Here is a 20,046-nt window from a genome sequence, read left to right on the forward strand (position 1 = left end):
GCGCGATGAACCGCTCAGTCGAAAGCCGCTTCCTCGCGATTGTCGCCATCACCGTCTTTGTCCTGATCGTTCCGCTCTTCGCCCTTTTCCTGACCCTTTCGTCGGAACAGGCCGGCAAGGAACTGAAGGACCACGTCGAGGTCCTTCTGGCTGCCAACGCTCAGGCGCTCGCCAAGCCCATGTGGGATTTCGACCGCGAAAGCGTCGAACAGATCACCGCGACTATCGTCTCCGCCAATTCCGTCAGCAAGGTGCAGGTCCGCGATGTCTCCGGCGGCATCAGCGTTTCCATGCCCCCCTTCCCCGTCTGGCCGAAGAACGGTGTCCGCTCGATGTCGCGCGATATCTTCTACCAGACACTGGACGGACCCAAGCAGGTCGGAACGATCACGATCTACTTCGACAAGCTGGATGCCCTCTCTTCCCTCAGGCGGGCGGAAGGCCTGCTGATCGGCATCTTCGTGATCGCGGTCGTCGGCATCATCGGCGCAGCCATCCTCGGCAACCGCGTGATGATCATCCAGCCGCTGCTGAAGCTTACCGCGGCAATCGAGGCGACACGCCAGCTCGGTTCCCGCCATCACGTCGACTGGCAGTCGAACGACGAGATCGGCAGGCTCGCCAAGAGCTTCAACGTGATGCAGAGCCAGCTCGAGCAGGAAGAGAGCGAGCTGAAGCTCGCGCATCACCGCATCACCGACATCTATAACCTGACGCCAGCCATGCTTCTCTCGCTCGACGAGGACGACCGCATCACCGGCGTCAGTGATTACTGGCTTCTGGCAACCGGCTATCAGCGCGCTGGAGTCATCGGTCGCCGCTTCGCCGATTTTGTGCCGGAGGATGTTCGCGACCTCTATCTCGAGCGCAAGAGCAGCAAGGGCAAGGGCAATTACGTCGTCGAGATCACGACCAGGTTCATCCGCGCCGACGGCAATGTAATGGACGTCCTGATCGCCGAGGCGAAAAAGGAAGGCCATGCCGACGAACTGGCGCTGTCTCTGAGCGTCATGACGGACGTGACGGCCCTCAAGCAATCCGAAGCCCGCAACCTTCGCCAGGCCATCACCGACCACCTGACCGGACTGATGAACCGCCAGGGCTTCGAAAGCGCGCTCGACATGGAAATCATGAAGACCGATGAAAGGGGCGGCGAACTCGCCTGCATCTTCGTCGATCTCGACCGCTTCAAGTGGATCAACGACAATCTCGGTCATCACGCCGGCGATACCGTCCTTCGTCTCCTTGTCGAGTTGATGCGCCCGCTGCTGCCGGCCGGCGCCATCGCCGCGCGTCTGGGTGGCGACGAATTCGCCATTCTGATCCGCTCGACCTCCGCGGAACAGGACGCTCTGGACCTCAGCCGGCAGCTCTGTTCCATCTTCGACGTACCGCTCCCGATACATGGCGCGACGGTAAGGCTCAGCGCCAGCATCGGCATCGCGCTCTATCCCCGCCACGCCCACAACGCTGCAGAACTGCTGCGGAAATCCGACATGGCGATGTACAGCAAGAAGCGCGACGGCAAGAACGGCGCCCTGCTTTACGATCCCCTCCTCCAGGACAACACGCGCCAGCGGGCAGAGATCGAGCGCGATATCGAGGCAAGCCTTGAAAACGACTGGCTGGACGCATTCTTCCAGCCGATCGTGGACCTCTCGACGGGCACCGTGAAAGGCTACGAGGCATTGTTGCGCCTCGACCATCCCGAAAAGGGCATCATGGCGCCCGCGGAGATCATCCGGGTTGCGGAAGAGACCGGCGCGATCATCCGCGTCGGCAACCGCATGCTGGAAAAGGCGCTCTCCAATCTCGTCCAACTGACGAATGCAACCGGTAACGACAAGACCTATCTCGCCATCAACTTCTCGCCCCTGCAGTTCGAGCAGACCCTGCCGATCCGGCTTGCAGCGCTGACGTCGCGCCATGGCATTGCGGCGAACCGTATCGTCATCGAGATCACCGAAGCGACACTGCTGCACGACAACCCGCAGATCCGCACCATACTTGATGAATTCGCCCGCTATGGCTGCCGTATCGCACTCGACGATTTCGGCACTGGCTATTCCTCGCTGAGCTACCTCAACAGCTTCCCCGTCGACATCGTGAAGATCGACCAGTCCTTCATCCGCTCGCTCGTCGCCGACGCGCCGGACCTGCGCCACAAGAGCCGTATGCTTGTCGAAGGCATCACCGCGATCTCCCACAAGATGGAATGCACCGTCGTCGCCGAAGGCATCGAAACGGAAGCCCAGCGCGATGTTCTGACCCAATTCGGCGTGGATTGCGGCCAGGGCTATTTCTTCGCCCGGCCGCAGCCCGTCCAGCATCTGATCGATCTAGAAGACATTCACGAAACGGCGCGGAGTTCCGTCGCCTGAACCACGACCGTCAAGCAAGGGAATGCGCATATGAAAGTAATGGCATTTTTCCTATCGATGGGCCTCGCAACGGCGACCAGCGCCGAAACGATCCACTTCACCACCGAGGACTATCCACCCTACAACTACCGGCAGGGCAACGGATACAGCGGCGCGGGCTACAAACAGGTCGTCGAGCTGATGAAATATGTCGATGCCGATTACACCGTGGAGCTTATGCCATGGGCGCGGGCTTTCGCTCTTGCCGAAACGGAAGGCAACACCTGCGTCTTTACGACGGCCCATATTCCGGAACGGAACGACCGTTTCAAATGGGTGGAACCGCTAGCCATCGATCGCAATTTCATGATTGCGCGCAAGGGATCAGGCGTACGAGTGAACAATGACGAGGAGGCAAAGCGCTACGTCGTCGGCACCCAACGCGACGACTACACGGAGGATCTTCTGGAACGGAACGGCTTTCCGAAAATCGATCTTGCGACCGACCTCAATCTCACCCTGAAAAAGCTCGTCGCAGGTCGCATCGACCTCATGCCGATTTCCGAGAAGTTCTATATGAAGCTCAAGAAGGAAGGGAACCCGGTCGAAGCCCAGTACATTTTCTCCAAACAGACGTTCTCGATCGCATGCAACATCAATTTCCCCGAACAACTTCACCTCAGCATGCAGGAAGGACTGAACAGGATCATGGCGGACGGGACGCAGGCCCGCCTTCTTCAGGAAGAAGGGCTTGGCGGATTGGGAGAGACGACCGACGAGTTTCCAAAGCAATAAATCCGGGTTGACAAGTTTCACATTTGGCGGTGGTGAAGGCGCCTGAGACAGAAGAGGAAGCGCCGTCTATGATGATCATCGCGGGGCTCGGCAATCCCGGGTCAAAATATCAGGACAACCGCCACAACATCGGCTTCATGGCCGTCGATGCGCTTTATCGCCGCTACAGCTTCTCGCCGTGGTCGAAGAAGTTCAAGGCGGAGATCTCCGAAGGCGAGATCGCCGGTGAGAAGGTCCTGCTGATGAAGCCGCAGACTTTCATGAACCTCTCGGGCGAAGCGGTCGGCGAAGCCATGCGCTTCTACAAGCTATCCCCCGCCGATATCGTCGCCATCCACGACGAACTCGATCTGCCGCCCGGCAAGGTACGGCTGAAGGTGGGCGGCGGCCATGGCGGCCACAACGGCCTCAAGTCGCTCGATGCCCATTGCGGCAAGGAATACCGCCGCCTTCGTCTCGGCATCGGCCATCCCGGCGACAAGGATCGCGTGCATGGCCATGTGCTCGGCGATTTCGCCAAGGCCGATCAGGTATGGCTCTATCCCCTGCTCGACGCCATCGCCGATAACGCCGATCTGCTGGTCAAGGGCGAGGACGGCAAGCTGCTCAACAAGCTCGCGCTCGCAACCGGAGGCAAGGTAGAAGAGGAAAAGCCGAAGGCGGCTGCCAAGACCGCCCCGAAGCCGACCAGCAAGTCGCATATCCATCAGGCCCGCAACCCCGCCCAGCCAAAGCTGCCGGAAACAGGACCGATGGCGGAAATGCTGAAGCGGATGTTCGCGAAGAAGGGCGACTGAAGCACGTCGCGCAGGAGCGACCAAACTCGATATCGACGACGATCACTTACACAAACGGTGCTTCGCGATCATCCGGATTGCTCCCGGCGAGTCAGTTACCCGTCGGGAGCATGTTCTCACTTTTCTTCGCCAAGCGCCCGCCACAGCAGGGCCCCGACCACCGCACCGACGATCGGCGCCAGCCAGAACAGCCAAAGCTGCTGCAATGCCCAGCCGCCTGCAAAGAGCGCCTGCCCCGTCGAACGGGCCGGATTGACCGACGTATTGGTCACCGGGATGGAAATCAGGTGGATGAGCGTCAGAGCGAGACCGATCGCGATCGGTGCAAAACCTGCCGGCGCTTTGCCATGCGTGGAACCTAGGATGATGATAAGAAAGAAAGCCGTGAGCACGATCTCGATCAGCAAGGCTGATACCAGAGAATAGCCGCCCGGCGAATGCTCTCCATATCCATTGGAGGCAAAGCCACCGAGATCGACGCCAGCCTTGCCCGTTGCAATGACGTACAGCACAGCCGCCGCCACGATGGCTCCAAGAACCTGGGACACGATATAGTGGGGAAGCTTGCCCGCTTCGAAACGGCCAGCGACGGCAAGCCCGACCGATACGGCGGGATTGAAATGTCCGCCGGAAATACCACCGACCGCATAGGCCATCGTCAACACGGTCAGGCCGAAGGCCAGCGCAACGCCGACAAAGCCGATACCGAGTTCGGGAAAGGCCGCAGCCAGTACGGCACTGCCGCACCCGCCGAACACCAACCAGAACGTTCCGAGAAATTCCGCTAAGAGTCTTGCTTTCATGTGTATCCCCGCCTTGTGTCGTTCCTGTCGATCCGAAAAATCCCGTCGCGCGACTCGCTGAACGCAGATCTCCCTTAATAAACTTTAGATTAGAAAAACAATGAAATACAAGGCTAAGGTGTCCTCATGCGCCGGGACCGGCAACGTGGGTGATGACCACCTGCAAGCGACCGTCACTCCTCCGGCTCGGTCGTAAACATCAGCGGAAACCCCGCTTCCTTGGCGAGGTCGGTTGCCTCCTTCGCCTTGGTCTCGGCGATATCACGGGTACAAACGACCACCACCGCCGTCCCCATCTTGTGCGCCGTCAGCATCACCCGGTAGCCGGTCTCCTCGCTCATCCGGAAGACGGCCTTCAGCACCATGGTCACGAATTCCCGCGGCGTGTAGTCGTCATTGACGAGAATGACCTTGTAGAGCCGTGGCCTCTCCAGCTTCGGCTTCGTCACCGTGTTCAGACCGGTATCGTTTTGCGGCATGGGGGATCTCCTGTCGCGGCTCGGCATCTCATGCGCATGATATCCAAGCTTATCACGGATAGGCAACGATGCTCGGTGTTCCGCACGCCGGAAAGGCATACGAGCGCCTCAAGACCTTGACCGCATCACTCCTTTATCCCATAGGCGTGGGCAACGAAATTTCCAAGCGAAACAGGTATCCGGCCATGGGCTTCAAATGCGGTATCGTCGGCCTGCCGAATGTCGGCAAGTCCACCCTCTTCAACGCGCTGACCAAGACGGCTGCGGCTCAAGCCGCCAACTATCCCTTCTGCACCATCGAACCGAACACCGGCGAAGTCGCCGTTCCGGATCAGCGCATGCAGAAGCTCGCAGCCGTCGCCGGCTCGAAGGAAATCATCCCGACGCGCATCTCCTTCGTCGATATCGCCGGTCTCGTGCGCGGCGCATCCAAGGGCGAAGGCCTCGGTAACAAGTTCCTCGCCAACATTCGCGAAGTCGATGCCGTGGTCCACGTGCTGCGCTGCTTCGAGGATGACGACATCACCCACGTCGAAGGCAAGATCAATCCGGTCGGCGACGCCGACACCATCGAGACCGAGTTGATGCTCGCCGACCTCGAAAGCCTCGAGCGCCGCGTCGAGCAGACACGCAAGCGGGCGGCCTCCAAGGACAAGGATTCTCTGGCGCAGCTTCCCGTCATGGAAGCCGTCATCAAGCTCCTGAACGAAGGCAAGCCGGCGCGCCTGCTGCTGAAGACCCTTGCTGCCGACGAGATCGAGGTGCTGAAGGGCCTGAACCTCCTGACCTCGCACCCGGTTCTCTACGTCTGCAATGTCGCCGAAGGCGATGCCGTGGACGGCAATGCCCATACGAGGGCTGTTGCCGAGATGGCCAAGGCGCAGGGCGCGGAATGCGTCATCATTTCCGCCGCCATCGAGGCGGAAGTAGCCCAGTTGCCGGAAGAGGAAGCCAAGGAATTCCTGTCAGCCCTCGGCCTTGAGGAAGCAGGCCTCGACCGCCTGATCCGCGCCGGCTACCACCTGCTCGACCTCATTACCTATTTCACCGTCGGCCCAAAGGAATGCCGCGCCTGGACCATCGTCCGCGGCACCAAGGCTCCGCAGGCCGCCGGCGTCATCCACACGGATTTCGAACGCGGCTTCATCCGCGCCTTTACCATCTCCTATGACGATTACATCGCCTACAAGGGCGAAGTCGGCGCCAAGGAAGCGGGCAAGGGCCGCGATGAAGGCAAGGAATACGTCGTCCATGACGGCGACGTGATCCACTTCCGCTTCAACACCTGATCGGGAGAATTTCCCATCCAGACGATATGGCTGCCGCCCTCCTACCGGAGTGGCGGCAGCTTCGTTTTCAGCGGTTCCGGCAGCAGAGTGAAGATCGCCCGGCGGATATACGCCCAGCCGACACCGATCGTCAGCACCAGTACGCCCACCAGGATCAGCGTCACGAACACATAGCTGTCGAGCGCAAGATCGGCGCTCCTGAAGATGTTGTAGATCGCATAACCGAGCGACAGCAGGCCGGAGGTCACGAAGGCGCGGCGGTCGATGATGACGCCGATCATCATGAAGCAGGCGACAATTGCAATCACCAGCGCCGCCTGGCCCGCATCCGGTTGCTCCGGATAGAAGCTCAGCCCGTCGATAGCATTGAGGAAGACCAGAGCCAGCATCGTCCACAGGAGCGAGGGAGCCGTAACCAGATGCAGCCAGAAGGCAACGTCGGAACGGCGGGTGCGACGCTCGGGATCGCGCAAATCGAATGCCATTGCGATAGCGAAGAGCCCGATGGCCATAACGAGCAGGATGCTCACCGCGAGCGATCGGTGCGTGGCCATAAGATCGACGACATCAAGGAACTCGCTGAGGCCGGCCAGGATCAGAGCCGCGGCAAGGCCGACCAGACTGAAGATGGCCAGCGCAAGCGACAACGGCACGCGATAGCGCCAGTGGAAAAGGCCGAGCAACAAGGGATAGGGCGACAGGTAGACGAGCACGAAGAATGCTTTGCTGGCCTCGGGCGACACGAGATCTTCCGTGACCGTCTGCATGATCGTCATGACCGAAATCACGAAGGCGATAGTCAACGCCACCGCCGGCAACGCCAGACGCTGACGGCGCACGAGGATCTCGGCAAGCACCAGTGTCAATGGCAGGGCGAGAAATGCCGACCCAAGCCCCGAGGCACCAACGAGAGCAACGATGAGGCCGATGGTTATCAGGATATCGTGAAAGCCGCGAATGAAACGCGGGGCTTCCGTTTCGAAAGCCGCATCTTCCGCCACCACAGACGCGTCACCTTCGAGACCACCGCCGATAGCACTTGGCTGAACGACAGCGCCCAAGACAGTCACGCCCCTGCCCGAAAGGAAGCTTTCCAGCGGCCCGGCCTGCTCTGCTCCTATATGGCCGGCGCTCACCGCCTCGCCGAGAATGGATTTCAGGCTTGCCATGCATGCTCCTTTACGATTCGCTCGCGTCACCTGCGGGCAACGCGAGCGGCAAATTAGCGGCATATTGCAATCGGGCAAGATCACAAGCCACTGCCGGCCCTTGAATTCTCCCTCAGGGACAGACATTGTACATGGATGAACAACAGGGAAATGCTGCATGTCCAGTCCGCAACTCTATTTCGAGGACTTTGAGCCCGGCCGTTTCTTCGAACTTGGACCAAAGACCGTCGAGACTGCACAAATCATTGAATTTGCGCGAGAGTTCGACCCACAGCCGATGCATCTGTCGGAAGAGGCAGGAAAGGCCAGCATTCTCGGCGGCCTCTCCGCATCCGGCTGGCACACCAGCAGCATGTTCATGCGCATGATGATCGATTCCTATCTGCTGGCCTCAGCTTCCGAAGGCGCGCCGGGCATCGATTCCATGGAGTGGAAGAAGCCGGTGCTCGCTGGCGACACGCTGAGCGGCCGCTCAACCGTCGAGACGGCCCGCCCCATGCGTTCCCGGCCCCATATCGGCATCGTCGCCTTCCGGCACGAACTGCAAAACCAGCGCGGCGAGACGGTGCTTCTCTCCCGCAACTCCATCATGTTCCGGCTGCGCGCTGTGAAGGAAGACATCGCATGAAGATGATAGAGCTTTATCCGCCGGGCGAAAGGATCGCGACCGGCTCGAAGACCTTTACCGCCGCATCCATCATCCGCTTTGCCGAGAAATTCGACCCGCAACCCTTTCACACGGATGCGGAGGCGGCAAAAAACTATGTCTTCGGCGCGTTGTGCGCCTCCGGCTGGCACACCTGCGCGGAGTGGATGCGCTGCTTAATCGACTTCTGGAAGGACGAATTCCACCGGCTGCGCGCAGCAGGCGAGACACCGCCGAAACTCGGCCCCTCCCCCGGCTTCGAAGCCCTACAATGGCTGAAACCCGTCTATGCCGGCGACACGATCAACTACAGCCTCACGAGCGTCGAGAGCCGCCCGCTCGTCTCCCGTCCCGGCCTCATTCTCAACATGGGAACGGCCGAAGGTTTCAACCAGAACGGCGAACCTGTGCTACGCTTCAGGTCCAAGATCCTCGAGTTCGAATAGGAGGCAGACATGCCCACCAATTTCCATGATTTCCATGCGATCGATATCAAGGGCAAGGAACGCTTCATGGGCGAGTTCGCCGGCAAGATCGTGCTGGTGGTCAACACCGCAAGCGCCTGCGGCCTCACACCCCAATATGCCGGTCTTCAGAAGCTGCAGGAGACGTTCCCCAACGATCTCGTCGTCCTGGGCTTTCCCTGCAACCAGTTCGGCGCGCAGGAGCCTGGCAGCGAGGAACAGATCGCAACCTTCTGCGACCTCAACTTCCACGTCACCTTTCCGATGTTTTCCAAGATCGACGTCAACGGCGACGATACCCATCCGATCTTCCAGTATCTCAAGACGGCGGAGCCCGGCATTCTCGGCTCCGAGCCGATCAAGTGGAACTTCACCAAGTTCCTGATCGGCCGCGACGGCAACCCGTTAAGACGTTACGCGCCGACAACCACGCCGGAAGAGATCGAAGGTGATATCCGTGAGGCGATCGCGGCGTGACATGACCGTCATGGCCGGCGGCTTCAAGATGTTTCCAACCGGCCGTCCCGGCCTCCTGGCCGTGGCCGCCTCCAGCGATCACGTCTTCCCGCGCCACACCCATGACGAATACGGCATCGGGCTGTTCATCTCCGGCGGGCAGATGTCCGCCTCAGGCCGCGGACAGATCACCGCCGGCGCCGGCGACATCATCACTGTCAATCCCGGCGAGGTTCACGACGGCGTGCCGACGCGCGGCGAAAGCCGATCATGGCTGATGCTTTACCTGGACCCCGCACTGCTCGCCGATATCAACTCCGACCTTGAGGGCATTCAAGACGCCGACTTCGAGTTCGAGCGGCCGGCATTCAGTGACCCGAGAGCCGCCCTCTCCTTCACGTCGGTATTCGCCGCAGCAACCGGTGAAAGAGACAACAAGGGGCTGGCCCTCGATCAGGCCCTTGCAGCGCTCTTTGCACCTCTTTCTTCGGTGAAACCTTTCGCGAAAAAGGCTCAGACCGGACGCCGCCTGCTACGGGCAAGGACCATGATCGATGACGATCCCGCGCGCAATCTCTCGCTGCAGGATCTGGCGACAGAAGCAGGCCTCAGCCGCTTCCAGACGCTTCGTGCTTTTCAGGCCCTCACCGGCCTTACCCCGCACGCCTACCTCATGCAGCGTCGAATGAGCCTTGCCAGACGCCGGATTTCTCAAGGGATGAGCCTTGCCGATGTCGCCGCGGAAGCAGGCTATGCCGACCAGAGCCACATGACCCGCGAATTCAGGCGGCGCTACGGCCTGACGCCAGCCGCCTACCGGCAGGCAGTCACACCCTGCAATTCCATTCAAGACGCTTGAGCGCTGCAACCGCTAGCCTCCGATCCGCATTCCCTCTTCCTGATCGGACCTTGCATGTATCTCGAATTCATCCTCACATCGCTGATCGTCATCGCAACACCCGGCACCGGCGCGCTCTATACCGTCGTCATGGGACTCTCGCACGGAAAGGGCACATCGATCGTGGCTGCAGCGGGCTGCACGCTCGGCATCGTCCCCCACATGATCGCCGCGATCCTCGGCCTTGCCGCCGTTCTCGCCACCAACGACACGGCATTTCAGATCGTCAAACTCGCCGGCGCGCTGTATCTGCTCTACATGGCGATCAGCATCTGGCGCGACGCCTCGCTCTTTTCGCCGGAGCGCGACCGGCAGCAACGCTCGGCGCTCGGCATCATCCGCCATGCCGTGCTGATCAATCTCTTCAATCCGAAGCTGTCGATCTTCTTCCTGGCATTGCTGCCGCAATTCGTCAGCGCTGCGGACGAACACGCCGTCCTGCGCATGACCGAATACAGCCTTGCCTTCATGGTGATGACGTTTGTCGTCTTCGCGCTTTACGGCCTGTTTGCCGCCGCTGCCCGCGACAAGGTTCTGTCCCGGCCCATGCTGATGCTGTGGATCCGGAAGAGTTTTGCAGCCGCCTTCGTGGCTCTGGGCCTGAAGCTGGCTCTTGCGGAGCGCTGACACGCGCTCCGCATCGTGGTCACGACTTCAATGACCGGAGAATTCCACCAGCGTACGGACCTCGACGCCGAGGTCTTCAAGCTTCCTGCGACCGCCGAGATCGGGCAGATCGATGACGAAGCAGGCGGAAATGACATCTGCCCCGATCTTGCGCAGAAGCTGTACTGCACCGACGGCCGTACCGCCGGTCGCGATCAGGTCGTCAACCAGAATGACCTTCTGGCCCGGCTCGACCGCATCGATGTGCATTTCCATTTCATCGACGCCGTATTCGAGGCTGTAGGCGACGCTGACGGTCTCATGCGGCAGCTTGCCCTTCTTGCGGATCGGCACGAAGCCTGCAGAAAGCTGGTGTGCAACAGCACCGCCCAGAATGAAGCCACGGGCTTCCATCCCGGCGATCTTGTCGATCTTGAGCCCGGCATAGGGCTGCACCAGTTCATCGACTGCACGGCGGAAAGCACGCGGATTGCCGAGAAGCGTGGTGATGTCACGGAAGATGATGCCGGGCTTGGGATAGTCCGGAATGGAGCGGATCGAAGACGCCAGCTCCAACGCAAAATTGCTCATTGTCAGTCTCTGGAAGGGTTGGGAGGATTGCACCGGAGATTAACAAGTCCGGCAGCGGTAACCAACAAAAAAGGCGGCCGGAGCCGCCTTTTTCCGTTAGTCGTTCACGAAAGGCTCAATGCGCTTCCTTGTTCGCGTAAACTGACTTCTTCGTCAGGTAGATCAGCGCCGAGAAGATCGCCAGGAACACCATGACCATGAAGCCGGTGCGCTTGCGCTCGTCGAGATGAGGCTCGGCGGCCCACATCAGGAAGGCGGAAACGTCATGGGCGTACTGGTCGAGCGTCTCCGGGGAGCCGTCGTCATAAGTCACCTGACCGTCGGAAATCGGCTGGGCCATGGCGAGGGCTGCAGAGGCGTTGAAATACGGATTGAAGTGGGTGCCTTCAGCCACCTCCACGCCTTCCGGCGGCTCCTGATAACCCGTCAGCAGCGAGTAGATGTAGTCCGGACCACCTTCCTGATACTGGGTGAAAATATCGAAGATGAAGGTCGGGAAGCCACGTTCGACGCCACGCGCCTTGGCGAGCAGCGACATGTCGGGCGGAGCCGCACCGTTGTTGGCGGCAGCGGCAGCCTCGTCATTCGGGAACGGTGACGGGAAGTGGTCGGAAGGAACAGCCTTGCGGGTGTACATTTCCCCGTCGGCATTCGGGCCGTCCTGCACTTCGTATTCCGAAGCGAAGGCCTTTACCTGCTCTTCCGAGTAACCGAGGTCTTCCAGTGTGCGGAAGGACACCAGCTTCATCGAGTGACAGGCCGAGCAGACTTCCTTGTAGACCTTGAGGCCGCGCTGCAACTGGCCCTTGTCATACTTGCCGAACGGACCGGCAAAAGACCAGGACTGGTTCTTCGGCTTCAGGATCGGGTAGTGGCCGGCTGCGGCAGCGTGGTGCACGGCCTCGGCAAGGCCACCCTCTTCGGCAGCGGCAGCGGAACCGGCGCTAAAGCCGAGAGCGGCGATCAGCGCGATGCTTGTAACAAGCTTCTTCATATTGATGATCCTCTCTCGCACGCTCAGGCCTGGGTCGCGGCAGACTTGCCGCTCTTCTCGAGAACCGCCTCGGTAATCGAGTTCGGAACACGCCGGGGCGTTTCGAACAGGCCGAGCAACGGCATGATCACGAGGAAGAAGCCGAAGTAGTAGAGGGTGCCGAACTGGGCCATCAGCGTGTAGAGGTCGGTCGGCGTACGCGAACCGAGCCAGCCGAGCAGGATGCAGTCGGCAACGAAGAGCCAGAAGAACAGCTTGTACCACGGACGGTAAACGGCCGAACGGACCTTCGAGGTATCGAGCCAGGGCAGGAAGAACAGCACGATGATCGCGCCGAACATCACGAGAACGCCGCCGAGCTTGGAGTCGATGAACCAGATGTTGAAGGTGATGGCGCGCAGCATTGCGTAGAACGGCAGGAAGTACCATTCCGGAACGATGTGAGCCGGGGTCTTCAGCGGGTTGCCCATGATGTAGTTGTCAGGGTGACCCAGGAAGTTCGGCATGTAGAAGATGAACCAGGCATAGGCGATCAGGAAGATCGAAACGCCGAAGGCATCCTTGAGCGTTGCGTAAGGCGTGAACGGAACGGTATCCGTCTTCGACTTCACTTCGACGCCGGTCGGGTTGGTCTGGCCGGTGACATGCAGCGCCCAGACGTGCAGGACGACGACGCCTGCGATCATGAAGGGCAGCAGGTAGTGCAGCGAGAAGAAGCGGTTCAGCGTGGGCTGATCGACGGCGAAACCGCCGAGCAGGAACTGCTGGATCCACTCGCCGACCCACGGGAAGGCGGTAAAGAAGCCGGTGATAACGGTCGCGCCCCAGAAGGACATCTGACCCCAGGGCAGAACGTAGCCCATGAAGCCTGTCGCCATCATCAGCAGGAAGATGACAACGCCGAGGATCCAGAGGATTTCGCGCGGAGCCTTATAGGAACCGTAGTAGAGACCACGTGCAATGTGCAGGTAGACGGCAACGAAGAAGAAGGATGCACCGTTGGCGTGCATGTAGCGCAAGAGCCAGCCATGGTTCACGTCGCGCATGATCTTTTCGACGGAAACGAAGGCGACGGTCGTGTCGGCGGCATAGTGCATGGCAAGCACGACGCCACTCAGGATCTGGACGATCAGCATCACCGCCAGCATAGCACCGAAGGTGTAGGCGTAGTTCAGGTTGCGGGGAACGGGGTAAGCGATAAAGCTGTCATAGACCATGCGCGGCAGCGGCAGCCGCGCGTCAATCCACTTCTCGAGGCCGGTAGCCGGCTGGTAGCTAGAGTGACCACTCATATTTCATTATCCCCCTCAGCCGATCTTGATCACAGTATCGGAAACGAATGCGAAATTCGGAATATGCAGGTTTTCCGGCGCTGGACCTTTGCGGATACGGCCGGCCGTGTCGTAGACCGAACCATGGCAGGGACAGAACCAACCGTTGTATTCGCCGGACTGGCCGAGCGGCACGCAACCAAGATGAGTGCAGGAACCGATCATCACGATCCAGTTTTCCTTGCCTTCGCCGGCTGAACGGGCCAGGTCGGTCGCCTGTTCGGCAGCATCGACATTGGCGTTGCGCGCGACCGGGTCCTTGAGTTCCGCCAGCGGAACGGCCTTGGCGTCTTCGACTTCCTTGTCCGTGCGATTGCGGATGAACACGGGCTTGCCGCGCCACTTGACCGTGAGCGACATGCCCGGCTCGAGTGCCGAGACATCGACTTCGATCGAGGCGAGAGCGAGTGTCGAAGCATCCGGCCGCATCTGGTCGATGAAGGGCCATACGGCAGCAACGGCACCAACGGCACCCGCCATTCCTGTGGTCAAATAAAGGAAGTCACGGCGAGTGGGCTCGCCCAAGGTCTCGGTATTAATTTCGTTTTCGCTCACGGTTAAACCATCCTCTCGCAAGATCCTGCGACAAACCGCATTTCCCCCAAGGCGCAGACTCTGTGTCATCGACACGAATATGCCACAGATTCCCCGCCAATTTGGCGGGTTCTAAGCTTCATACCCAATTATGTCCATACTTCACAGGGGAGGAGGGCACAATGTCGCGGTTAAAATCGCAGCGTGTTTCCGGGATGTGACGAACCGGCCCGTTCATGTTGCAATGCACCCTGAATTGGGGCATGTTCCGCGCAAACGGGCATCGGGCCCATCATGGGAAAAAAAGGCCTGATGCGAGACAGACTTTCCTGCGTTGCGTGCGTTCTTCTGTTCATCGCTCTGATGCTCGTCAGCCTCCGTTATATAACGGACTTCTGGCTGCTCGCCTTCTTCTACAGTCTGCAGCCACATATCGGCGCGGCCGCCATTATCGGCTCCCTGATATGCCTTGCGATCAGGCGAAGTACTGTCGCCTGGGCGCTGCTGGCATGGTCGATGTTCATCACCGGCCACGCCTTCTGGATGAAGTTCGAATTCCTGCCCCCCTCGGCAACGGTCATCTCCGAGAAAGCGACGCGGTTCCGCCTGCTTTCCTTCAATGTGCTCGGCGATAACTTCACCAATGCGGATCGCATCGTCGAGACGATCAGGATGTCGGGCGCGGACGTTGCCTATGCCATGGAAGCCGGACCGCTCGGCGACCGGCTCGACCAGCTTAAGGACATCTATCCCTATCACATCGGCTGCGGTGCGATGGTCGAGTTCTGCGACCTGCTGATTCTGTCGAAATACCCGATCGAGCAGCCACGCTTCTTCAGCCTGAGCGAGTTGCGCGCCAACAGGTTTGCAATCGCCGGCATCAGGATCGGCGGACAGCTGGTCAACTTCTCGGCCATCCACGTGACCAAGCCCTACTTCGACGATTATCACACGCTGGAGCTTATCCGCGCCGGAGCCTACATGCGCCAGCGCCCCGGCCCGAAGATCCTCGCCGGCGATTTCAATTCCGACAGCATCGCGCCGGACATGCAGCGCTTCCTGCGGCACTACAAAATGCATACGGCAGGCTTCGAGCCCGCCACATGGCCGATCGAGGCCGGCCCCTTCGGCGTGCCGATCGACCACATCTTCGTGACCGGAGACATCAAGGCGGTCGGTCTGCACAGGCTTCCCGACAGCGAGGGTTCGAACCATTTCGGCCTGATCGCCGATCTCGCAATCGAGCCAGCGTCCAACTAAGTCTATCTCCAGGAAGGAGGCCTACTCCGCCGCCTTCTCCTCTCCATGCTCGTGCACCGCGAGAAATCCACCGGACTGTCGCGCCCAGAGTTCGGCATAGAGCCCGCCCCTCTCGACGAGTTCCGCATGGGTGCCCTCCTCGAGGATGCGTCCCTTGTCGAGCACGATGAGCCGGTCGAGGGCGGCGATGGTCGAGAGCCGATGCGCAATTGCCAGCACCGTCTTGCCCTGCATCAGCCGGTCGAGATTGGACTGGATCGCCGCCTCCACTTCGGAGTCGAGCGCCGAGGTCGCCTCGTCCAGAACGAGGATGGGCGCGTCCTTCAGCATGGCGCGGGCAATGGCGATGCGCTGTCGCTGGCCACCGGAAAGCTTGACGCCGCGCTCGCCCACATGGGCGTCGAAACCCTTGCGGCCCCTCTGGTCTTCGAGCCTTTCGATGAAATCCAGCGCTTCCGCCCGCTCTGCCGCTTGGAGCAGCTGCACCTCGCTCGCGTCTTCCCGGCCGAACAGGATGTTGTCCCGGATCGACCGGTGTAATAGCGCGGTATCCTGTGTCACCATGCCGATATGGCCGCGCAGGCTCTCCTGTGTCACCGACCGCACATCCTGCCCGTCGATTAGGATGCGCCCGCCTTCCACGTCGTAGAAACGCAGCAGCAGGTTGACGAGCGTCGACTTGCCCGCTCCCGAGCGCCCGACGATGCCGACCTTCTCGCCCGGCCTTATGGTGATCGTCAGATGGTCGATCGCCCCCTTCTGCCGGCCATAGTGGAACGATACATCCTCGAAGCGGATCTCCGGTCCCGTCACCTGCAGATCGCTCGCACCGGGCTGGTCGACAAGGCCGATAGGCCTGGAAATAAGTTCAGCCGAGTTCTGGATCGTGCCGATGTTGCGCATGATGCTGTTGAGCTGGGTCATCATGCGTCCGAGCAGCATGTTGAGACGCAGCACCAGCCCGAGCGTGAAGGCGACGCCGCCAGCGGTGATCGCACCGGCAAACCAGAGATCGACAGAGACGGCGGCCACCATGGCGATCATAATGCCAGAAAGGATCGCCTGCGATGCCCGCACGCCGGTAATCAACCGGGCGAAGGGCCGAAGCGTATCCTGAAAGCGGTCGAAACCCTCGCGGATGAAGTGATCGTTCTGATCCTCCCGACCGAACAGTTTCAGCGTCTGGATATTGCTGAAACTATCGACCAGCCGTCCGCTCACCATGGATGCGGCCTCGGCGGATTCCCTTGCGTGATAGCGGATGCGCGGCACGAAATAGCGCGCGAGCAGCCCGAAGATCACCACCCAGGCGCCGATGATACCGGCCAGCCGCCAGTCGAGCTGGCCGACCAGCGCCATGGTCGAACCGGTATAGATGACCATGAACCAGACGACCTGCAGCAGCGAGGTCAGGAGATCGCCCGTCGCCTGCCCCGCCGACCAGACCTTGGTCACGATGCGACCGGAGAAATCGTTCTGGAAGAAGGAAAGCGACTGGCGCGCGACATGCACATAAGACTGCCAGCGCACCAGATTGAAGAAGTTGAGAACGATCGCCTGCTCTTCCACCAGCGCTCCGATGGTGATGACGAGAAAGCGCCCGAAAAGCACAACCAGCGCCATTCCGAGCAGTTCGAGCCCATGCGCATGAAGGAGGCCGTTCCATCCCGCTTCCCGCGGCACCGTGTCGAGCAGGTCGACGAGACGGCCGACAAACCAGAAAAGCCCCGCCTCAAGGATAGCGACGGCGCCGCCGAAAGCCGCCATGACCGCGAACGCGCCTTTCGCCTGAGACACGTAGAACCAGACGAAAGCCCATATGCCTTCTGGCGGCTGCAGATCACCCCGTCGTCCGAAGGGATCGACCCAATTCTCGAAAAGGCGGGTAACAGCGCGGATCATCATGGCGATCCATATAGGCGTTTTCCGCAAGGCGGCAAAGGCGACGCAACACAAATGCCCGTGAGAACCGGCGCGATTGGCGAAAACCCGACCGATCCCCTAACTACCCGATCAAAAGGCCGCATATCAAAGCGCTTGCATTGCGATACTATTATATTGCATAGCAACCACGATATCGCGAACGACCGATGGCATCCTCCCAACAAAGCCTCGACCGATCCTCGCGGCGACGATCCATTGAAGCCGACGACCGGCGGTTCGACAAGGGCCGCACGTGCACGTCGCGCTTCCCTCAAGTGCCCGAAGGTAATAACTTGGCCGGTATATCCCAATCCTCCACGCGCGTGGCATCCGCATCCGCGGAAACCCAGAGCGGCAGCTACCGCTTTGCGCTCACCGCGCTCACCTCGCTCTTCTTCATGTGGGGCTTCATCACCTGCCTGAACGACATCCTCGTTCCGCATCTGAAGAACGTCTTTTCGCTCAACTACACCCAGTCGATGCTGATCCAGTTCTGCTTCTTCGGCGCTTACTTTCTGGTGTCGCTGCCGGCAGGCGCGATCGTCCGCCGTATCAGCTACAAGGGCGGCATCATCCTCGGACTGGTGATCGCCGCCGCCGGCTGCGGCCTTTTCGTGCCGGCTGCGTCCTACCGCGTCTACGGGCTGTTCCTCGCGGCGCTCTTCGTTCTGGCAAGCGGCATCACCCTCCTGCAGGTCGCGGCCAATCCCTATGTGACCGTACTGGGCGCCCCCGATACCGCAGCAAGCCGCCTGACCATGACGCAGGCCTTCAATTCGCTCGGCACGACGCTTGCGCCGATGTTCGGCGCCTTCCTGATCCTCTCGGCCGCAGCCGGCGCAACGGCGGGCATGACGCCAGAACAGGCGGATGCGCTGCGCGTGGCCGAAGCCTCTGCCGTCAAGATGCCCTATATGGCTCTCGCTGCGGCCTTCCTGCTGCTGGCCGCCCTTTTCGCCGCGTTGAAACTGCCGGCCTTCGAAGCCGATGAGGACTTCGATCCGATCACCGAGGGACGCTCGGCTTGGAGCTATCGTCACCTCGTGCTCGGCGCGGTCGGCATCTTCCTCTATGTCGGCGCGGAAGTGAGCATCGGCAGCTTCCTCGTCAACTTCCTCGGACAGGCCCATATCGCCGGCATGCCGGAGGCAGAAGCAGCCCACTACGTCGCCTATTTCTGGGGTGGCGCGATGATCGGCCGTTTCGTCGGCTCGATTGCCATGCGCAGCATCGAAGGCGGCAAGGCGCTGGCATTCAACGCCGTGATCGCGGCGATCCTGCTGCTCGTCACCGTCTTCACCTCCGGTTCGGTCGCGATGTGGGCGGTGCTCGCCATCGGCCTCTTCAATTCGATCATGTTCCCGACGATCTTCTCGCTCGCGCTCTATGGGCTGGGCAAATACACGAGCCAGGGTTCCGGCATCCTCTGCCTCGCCATTGTCGGCGGCGCGCTGCTCCCGGTCGCCCAAGGCGCGCTTGCCGATACGGTCGGCATCCAGCACGCCTTCCTCATGCCGGTGCTCTGCTATGCCTACATCGCCTATTACGGCATGAAGGGTCACCGCGCGAGCTGAGGCCTACAGCACTGAAGTCATGGAAAGGGCGCGTATCGCAGGATACGCGACCTTTTTTTCCTGATGATGTGCAATCCGCGAAATGCAATCAGCGCGAATAGCGTGTGAGATAGATACCGAGCAGGATCAGTGCGACGCCGGCCGGCTGCCCGATGCTGATCTCAGCCGTTCCGCGCAGAATGTCGATCATCAACCCGGTAATCATCTGCCCGCCGATAATCAGCAGCGACGAGCGGGCGGCACCGATCCTTGGAAAGACATAGGAGCTCAACGCAACGAACATCGCCCCGACGATGCCGCCGGTAAACGCCCAGACCGGCACGCCGCCGAGCAAGCCGAAAGCCTGCCGGTGAAAGGCCACCACGAACAGGCTGAGCAGCACGAAGCCGATGAAGTGGTTCCAGAACGAGGCGCGAAAGGCCCCGCGATCCATGGCAAGCCTTCCGTTGATCGAACGGCTCATGCCGACGGCAGCGCCCCCCGCCAGTGCAACGAGAACGGAAACCAGCATCACGCGCCTCGCGAATAGATGATGAGCGCGCTGCCGCCGATAACGCAGAGCGCAGCCAGGAAATCGAACCGGTTGAGGACACGCAGCGGCGTGCCGAACAGACCCCAGCGGTCGGAGACAAGGCCGAACAGGATCTGCCCGACCAGAAGCAGCGACAGCCCGCCGGCAAGCGCCAGTTCCGAATTGACCGCAATGGAACTGAGGGCAACGGCAAACGCTCCCGGCGCGCCGCCGAGATACGACCAGAGCGGCGGCTTTGCGTCCCCCTGCCCTCCACCGCCTCGTCCGCCGGCAAGAAGCAAATTGGCGCGCAGCAGGATGAAGGCCGCGACCGCTCCGATGCCGTGAACCACCCATGATGCCGTGATCGGCGTGGTGAAGGCCGCCAGTCCGCTGTTAATGGTAAGCATGACTGCCAGCATGGCCCCAGCAAGCGCCGCCCACAGCCAGTCGAGATAGTGCCGCATATCGAGATGTCCCCGCCGCTTGAAGATTCGAGCCCGTCCTGTCCCGCTCAGCGCAATTCCAGCAAAAGTGGGAACCGGTTTTGCGTCCGGAATTGCGCG

21 protein-coding genes are annotated in these 20,046 nt (G+C 60.7%); 11 read left to right on the top strand and 10 right to left on the bottom strand.

Annotated elements, in window-relative coordinates; translation table 11 throughout:
• Positions 1–5: 5 nt before the first annotated feature.
• From NBH21_RS08935 to pth, 3 genes are all read left to right on the top strand, one after another.
• Positions 6–2,381 (top strand): putative bifunctional diguanylate cyclase/phosphodiesterase, encoded by a 2,376-nt coding sequence (locus NBH21_RS08935; RefSeq protein ID WP_250915832.1) that lies wholly within the window; start codon positions 6–8, stop codon positions 2,379–2,381.
• A gap of 30 nt (positions 2,382–2,411) precedes the next feature.
• Positions 2,412–3,155, top strand: a complete 744-nt coding sequence (locus NBH21_RS08940) for a substrate-binding periplasmic protein (RefSeq protein ID WP_250915831.1) — start codon at positions 2,412–2,414, stop codon at positions 3,153–3,155.
• 68 nt (positions 3,156–3,223) lie between these two features.
• Positions 3,224–3,952, top strand: a complete 729-nt coding sequence (gene pth / locus NBH21_RS08945) for an aminoacyl-tRNA hydrolase (protein WP_250915830.1) — start codon at positions 3,224–3,226, stop codon at positions 3,950–3,952.
• 116 nt (positions 3,953–4,068) lie between these two features.
• Here pth and aqpZ read toward each other — a convergent pair whose 3' ends face one another.
• Positions 4,069–4,755 carry an aquaporin Z gene (gene aqpZ, locus NBH21_RS08950; protein ID WP_163900117.1) on the bottom strand — a complete coding sequence of 229 codons (687 nt, stop codon included), beginning with the start codon at positions 4,753–4,755 and terminating at the stop codon, positions 4,069–4,071.
• A gap of 173 nt (positions 4,756–4,928) precedes the next feature.
• Positions 4,929–5,234, bottom strand: a complete 306-nt coding sequence (gene clpS / locus NBH21_RS08955; RefSeq protein ID WP_250915829.1) for an ATP-dependent Clp protease adapter ClpS — start codon at positions 5,232–5,234, stop codon at positions 4,929–4,931.
• 185 nt (positions 5,235–5,419) lie between these two features.
• Here clpS and ychF point away from each other — a divergent pair, with 185 nt between their 5' ends.
• Complete coding sequence (gene ychF / locus NBH21_RS08960; RefSeq protein WP_250915828.1) at positions 5,420–6,523, top strand: redox-regulated ATPase YchF; 1,104 nt, start codon at positions 5,420–5,422, stop codon at positions 6,521–6,523.
• Positions 6,524–6,564: 41 nt separating this feature from the next.
• Here ychF and NBH21_RS08965 read toward each other — a convergent pair whose 3' ends face one another.
• Entirely contained in the window at positions 6,565–7,692 is a 1,128-nt protein-coding gene (locus NBH21_RS08965) for a hypothetical protein (RefSeq protein WP_250915827.1), read from the bottom strand.
• A 157-nt stretch (positions 7,693–7,849) separates the two neighbouring features.
• Between NBH21_RS08965 and NBH21_RS08970 the strand changes: the two genes are divergently transcribed.
• From NBH21_RS08970 to NBH21_RS08990, 5 genes are read left to right on the top strand one after another with little or no spacing between them, the layout of a single operon-like run.
• Entirely contained in the window at positions 7,850–8,320 is a 471-nt protein-coding gene (locus NBH21_RS08970; RefSeq protein WP_250915826.1) for a MaoC family dehydratase, read from the top strand.
• A complete protein-coding gene (locus NBH21_RS08975; protein WP_250915825.1) occupies positions 8,317–8,784 on the top strand; it encodes a MaoC family dehydratase in 468 nt (155 codons plus the stop codon). Before NBH21_RS08970 ends, NBH21_RS08975 begins: the two co-directional genes overlap by 4 nt.
• Positions 8,785–8,793: 9 nt before the next feature.
• Positions 8,794–9,279, top strand: coding sequence for a glutathione peroxidase (locus NBH21_RS08980; RefSeq protein WP_250915824.1), 486 nt, complete (start codon positions 8,794–8,796; stop codon positions 9,277–9,279).
• On the top strand, positions 9,260–10,117 hold the full coding sequence (locus NBH21_RS08985; protein ID WP_250915823.1) for an AraC family transcriptional regulator: 858 nt from the start codon (positions 9,260–9,262) through the stop codon (positions 10,115–10,117). The genes NBH21_RS08980 and NBH21_RS08985 overlap by 20 nt, the downstream gene beginning before the upstream one ends.
• A gap of 54 nt (positions 10,118–10,171) precedes the next feature.
• Positions 10,172–10,783, top strand: a complete 612-nt coding sequence (locus NBH21_RS08990; RefSeq protein WP_250915822.1) for a LysE family translocator — start codon at positions 10,172–10,174, stop codon at positions 10,781–10,783.
• A gap of 27 nt (positions 10,784–10,810) precedes the next feature.
• Here the strand turns inward: NBH21_RS08990 and NBH21_RS08995 are convergent, their stop codons facing one another.
• From NBH21_RS08995 to petA, 4 genes are all read right to left on the bottom strand, one after another.
• The gene (locus NBH21_RS08995) at positions 10,811–11,353 is read right to left on the bottom strand and encodes an adenine phosphoribosyltransferase (RefSeq protein ID WP_250915821.1); all 543 of its coding nucleotides are present in this window, start codon (positions 11,351–11,353) and stop codon (positions 10,811–10,813) included.
• Positions 11,354–11,468: 115 nt separating this feature from the next.
• Positions 11,469–12,347 (bottom strand): cytochrome c1, encoded by an 879-nt coding sequence (locus NBH21_RS09000; RefSeq protein WP_250915820.1) that lies wholly within the window; start codon positions 12,345–12,347, stop codon positions 11,469–11,471.
• A 23-nt stretch (positions 12,348–12,370) separates the two neighbouring features.
• Positions 12,371–13,639 carry a cytochrome b gene (locus NBH21_RS09005; RefSeq protein WP_250915819.1) on the bottom strand — a complete coding sequence of 423 codons (1,269 nt, stop codon included), beginning with the start codon at positions 13,637–13,639 and terminating at the stop codon, positions 12,371–12,373.
• Between the two features lie 15 nt (positions 13,640–13,654).
• Positions 13,655–14,233, bottom strand: a complete 579-nt coding sequence (gene petA / locus NBH21_RS09010; RefSeq protein WP_163900136.1) for a ubiquinol-cytochrome c reductase iron-sulfur subunit — start codon at positions 14,231–14,233, stop codon at positions 13,655–13,657.
• 291 nt (positions 14,234–14,524) lie between these two features.
• Here petA and NBH21_RS09015 point away from each other — a divergent pair, with 291 nt between their 5' ends.
• Positions 14,525–15,472 (top strand): endonuclease/exonuclease/phosphatase family protein, encoded by a 948-nt coding sequence (locus NBH21_RS09015; RefSeq protein WP_250915818.1) that lies wholly within the window; start codon positions 14,525–14,527, stop codon positions 15,470–15,472.
• Positions 15,473–15,493: 21 nt separating this feature from the next.
• Here NBH21_RS09015 and NBH21_RS09020 read toward each other — a convergent pair whose 3' ends face one another.
• Positions 15,494–17,377 carry an ABC transporter ATP-binding protein gene (locus tag NBH21_RS09020; protein WP_425340394.1) on the bottom strand — a complete coding sequence of 628 codons (1,884 nt, stop codon included), beginning with the start codon at positions 17,375–17,377 and terminating at the stop codon, positions 15,494–15,496.
• A gap of 320 nt (positions 17,378–17,697) precedes the next feature.
• Between NBH21_RS09020 and NBH21_RS09025 the strand changes: the two genes are divergently transcribed.
• Positions 17,698–18,969, top strand: coding sequence for a sugar MFS transporter (locus NBH21_RS09025; protein ID WP_250916408.1), 1,272 nt, complete (start codon positions 17,698–17,700; stop codon positions 18,967–18,969).
• A gap of 88 nt (positions 18,970–19,057) precedes the next feature.
• Here the strand turns inward: NBH21_RS09025 and NBH21_RS09030 are convergent, their stop codons facing one another.
• Both NBH21_RS09030 and NBH21_RS09035 read right to left on the bottom strand, forming a co-directional pair.
• Positions 19,058–19,480 (bottom strand): DMT family transporter, encoded by a 423-nt coding sequence (locus NBH21_RS09030; protein ID WP_250915816.1) that lies wholly within the window; start codon positions 19,478–19,480, stop codon positions 19,058–19,060.
• Complete coding sequence (locus NBH21_RS09035; RefSeq protein ID WP_250915815.1) at positions 19,480–19,947, bottom strand: DMT family transporter; 468 nt, start codon at positions 19,945–19,947, stop codon at positions 19,480–19,482. The genes NBH21_RS09030 and NBH21_RS09035 overlap by 1 nt, the downstream gene beginning before the upstream one ends.
• Between the last annotated feature and the right edge of the window lie 99 nt (positions 19,948–20,046).

The organism is Ciceribacter sichuanensis (assembly GCF_024055605.1).
Taxonomy (GTDB): Bacteria; Pseudomonadota; Alphaproteobacteria; order Rhizobiales; family Rhizobiaceae; genus Allorhizobium; species Allorhizobium sichuanense.